Source organism: Protofrankia sp. Cr1, from assembly GCF_963555865.1.
In the GTDB taxonomy this organism is placed as follows: domain Bacteria; phylum Actinomycetota; class Actinomycetes; order Frankiales; family Frankiaceae; genus Protofrankia.
The window spans coordinates 1-2834 of record NZ_CAUVXO010000640.1 but is presented as its reverse complement, the minus strand read 5'-3'; the positions used below and the strand labels follow the sequence as shown (position 1 = coordinate 2834).

Sequence of the window (2834 nt, the reverse complement as noted above, 5' to 3'; positions counted from 1 at the left end):
GATCACTGCTATCGCCGTGACATCCGGCGTGTCCGAGGCAGAATTGACTGTGGCCGACACGGGATGTTCGGTGGCAATCGTTCACCATCAGTTACCTGGAATTGACGGTCTGTTTATCGCTGAGCGGCTCGGCGAAACTTTCGGGGGCACGCTCGCGGTTCTCCTGCTGGCCGAGACCTCCGAGGATCCCGGCGCGGCAAACGCCTTGCAGGCGGGCGCCCGCGGTTATCTCACCCGGTCGGTGACTGTTCATCTGTTGCGACTGGCCGTGCATGGGCTGGCGGCCGGTGGGCTGGTTCTGGAGCCGTCGGCGGTCGCCGATGTGCTCACCGCCGGGCACGTGACGGCGGCCCCTGAGACGGATGCGGCCCGGATACTGACCCCGCGTGAGCGGGTGGTCTTTGACCTTCTCGCGGAAGGCCTGAGCAACGCCGAGATCGCGGCCGAGTTGTCGGTTGCCGCATCGACGGTCAAGAAGCACGTGAGCGCTGTGTTGCGAAAGCTCGAACTGCGCGATCGGCAGCATGCGGCGGTTGTCGGAAACCGGCGCCGCGGACCGCCGCCAGCGGCGCGGACCGATACCGGGACGTTCGCGCCCCCCAGCAACGGAACAAGCCGGATCATCCTGAACAAACCGGGCGAAGCCTTGGGTCCGCGGGCCTTCGAACGGCGCCAGACGGCGGCGGCCAGGAACGGCCGTATGCATCCCGGCGGGCAGCATTAGGGCGTGTCTGATGGATTTTCGATTGCGCGGATCAACGCCCGGAAGGCGTCCGCATCAACCAACATCCATCAGATACGCCCTAACCCGTTGTCGAGATTATCGGAACCGCTGTGCGGCAGAGGGTAACCATCGTGGTCGCGGACGCGACCGGGACGCCGAGAAAGGTTGTTCCATATGTCCATGCCTGTGCTCGACGCCGGGCGTCCGGCGGGCTCTGAACTCGATGCGCTGATCGCGTTTCGCCGTCGCCTGCACAGCCATCCGGAAGTGGGTCTCGACAACCCGGTCACGCAACGGCTGATCGTCGCCGCGTTGGCGGATATCGGGATATCCGACATCGTCACCGGGGTTTGCTGCTCGTCGGTCGTCGCGACCGTGGCCGGGGACCGGCCGGGCCCGGTCCTGTTGCTGCGGGCCGACACCGATGCCCTGCCGATCACCGAGCGGTCCGGCGAGAGCTTCGCGAGCCGGGAGCCCGGCGTCGCGCACGCCTGCGGTCACGACGCGCACGCCGCCATGCTCGTCGGCGCGGCCCGGGTGCTCGCGGGCCGCGCCACCGACCTCGCAGGCTCGGTCCGGTTCGTCTTCCAACCAGGCGAGGAGGGACACGGCGGAGCGAGCCGGATGCTTGAGGAGGGACTGCTCGACGGGCCCCGGCCGGCCGACGCCGCGTTCGCGATCCACATCACGCCCAACCTGCCGAGCGGGGTCGTCGCAACCCGTCCCGGCACCATGTTCGCCGCCGCCGACATCTTCGAGGTGACGCTGCGCGGAACCGGTGGGCACGCCGCGTCGAGCCATCTGGCCCGCGACCCTGTGCCGGCTGTTTCGGATCTGGTGACCACCCTGCTGGCGGCGGTTCCGCGGTCGGCGGCGCCGTTCGCGCCGGTCGTGGTCACCGTCGGGCGGATCGGCGCTGGGACAGCCGGCAACGTGATCCCCGACGAGGCCATGATCAGCGGGACGCTCCGCGCGGTCGACGAGGAGGGGCGGGCGAGCGCGTGGGAGGTGCTCGAGCGGGTCTGCCGGGGGGTCGCCCAGGTCCACGACGTCACGGCCGAGATCCGCCGCACATGCCGGCACCCGTCGACGGTCAACGACCCGGCCTTCACCGGGCTGGTGCTGGACGCGGCGCGGGCCGCAGCCGGACCGGACCGGACCGTCCTGCTGCCGACCCCGGTGATGGCGGGCGAGGACTTCGGTTTCCTCCTCGAGCGGGTGCCCGGGGCGCTCGCCCTGCTCGGGGCCTGTCCAGCCGACGTGCCCGACCCGGCTGCGGCGCCGGCCTGCCATTCCGCGGCTATGCGGATCGACGAGAACGCCCTGGCCACCGGGGTCGCCCTGCACGCGACGGTCGCCACGGCGTTCCTGCGGCCGACCAGTTGACTCGCCCACACACCTGACTCGCGCCCACCCAGCCAACTCGCGCAGTCGAGTCGGATCAGCTCACTCATGGGAGGGGACGTCCGTGAACACAGAACATCTGGCGGTGGAGGTATTCCTCGGTGCCGGGGTGGTCCTCGCCCTGACCTCGGCCGTGTCCCCACTGTGCCGGCGGGTCGGCCAGCCCGCGGTCGTCGGGCACATCCTCGTCGGGCTGGTGCTGGGACTGCTGCCCGACCGGGTTGTGCACCGCGTGTTCCCCGTCGACGCGCTGCCCTTCCTCACGGTGATCGCGCAGGTCGGCGTGCTGTTGTTCCTGTTCGCAGTTGGTTACGCGCTCGATCTACGGGTGCTGCGGGGCCGGGCACGGGGGGCGGTGGCGGTCTCGGTTGGCGGTCTCGGGCTTCCCCTGGTGTTCGGCGGGCTCCTGGCCCTGACCCTGATCCACACCGGATTCGGCGCGGCCGTGGGCACTGTCGGGCGCGCTTCTTTCGTGGAGTTCGTCGCGGTTGCCCTGGCGATCACGGCGGTGCCCGTCCTGGCGTTGATCATCCAGGAGCGAGGGATGGAGTCGACCCCGACCGGCGTCGTCGCGATCACGGCGGCCGCGATCATGGACCTGGCCGGCTGGCTGCTGCTCGCGATGGCGGTCGCGGCGGCCACGCCGTCCTACCGATCCCTCCCGATGACGGCACTACTGTTGGCGATCTACCTCGCAGTGCTGGTC

The 2834-nt window shown here is 69.9% G+C and carries 3 protein-coding genes; all 3 read left to right on the top strand.

Annotation, left to right across the window (positions count from 1 at the left end):
- Positions 1-724: response regulator transcription factor (locus tag U9980_RS27220; RefSeq protein WP_322770544.1), on the top strand; the 724-nt coding region annotated here is incomplete at its 5' end.
- A 174-nt stretch (positions 725-898) separates the two neighbouring features.
- The gene (locus tag U9980_RS27215; protein ID WP_322770543.1) at positions 899-2110 is read left to right on the top strand and encodes a M20 family metallopeptidase; all 1212 of its coding nucleotides are present in this window, start codon (positions 899-901) and stop codon (positions 2108-2110) included.
- 82 nt (positions 2111-2192) lie between these two features.
- On the top strand, positions 2193-2834 hold a 642-nt coding region (locus U9980_RS27210), incomplete at its 3' end, for a cation:proton antiporter (RefSeq protein ID WP_322770542.1).